1 protein-coding gene is annotated in these 446 nt (G+C 35.7%); it reads right to left on the bottom strand.

Annotation, left to right across the window (positions count from 1 at the left end):
* A partial coding sequence (locus RAD16_RS41265) for a hypothetical protein (protein ID WP_458163710.1) occupies positions 1 to 446 on the bottom strand: 446 nt, incomplete at both ends.

Raw genomic sequence — 446 nt, 5'->3', positions numbered from 1 at the left:
AGTCTGTTTGATGAATACTTCTGCTTTAAGTCAAACTTTTTATATTGCCTGTTATTATTGCTGATGGTAATACTGTTTAATGCCTTATCGCTGGCCCAATCTGTTCTATTTGCTGCGTCATATGAAAAATTAACTTCGGTTAAATCAGAAAATTGAATCTTCAATAATCGTTTATAATTGCCACTTTCAGTAACCTGGTAATTTGAATAAGTATAAGGAGGAGTAGGTGTGGTATATTGTGCTGATGACAATGCATATTTTTCTGACGATACATTAGAAACAGTATGCCCGGCGCTAAATGTTTCATATTGAAAAGTTACTACATCTGCTCCATTGGGACTAATAATTTTGCTCAGATACCATGCCGTCGGATATTCCCGGGCATAAGTCCAGGTACTGGAATACGATGTTTCCTGATCTGCAAATTCATATTTAAAACCATCTTC

The organism is Bradyrhizobium sp. 18BD (assembly GCF_054185225.1).
The sequence above is the reverse complement of the archived record's forward strand: the minus strand, read 5'-3'. Positions and strand labels throughout refer to the sequence as shown.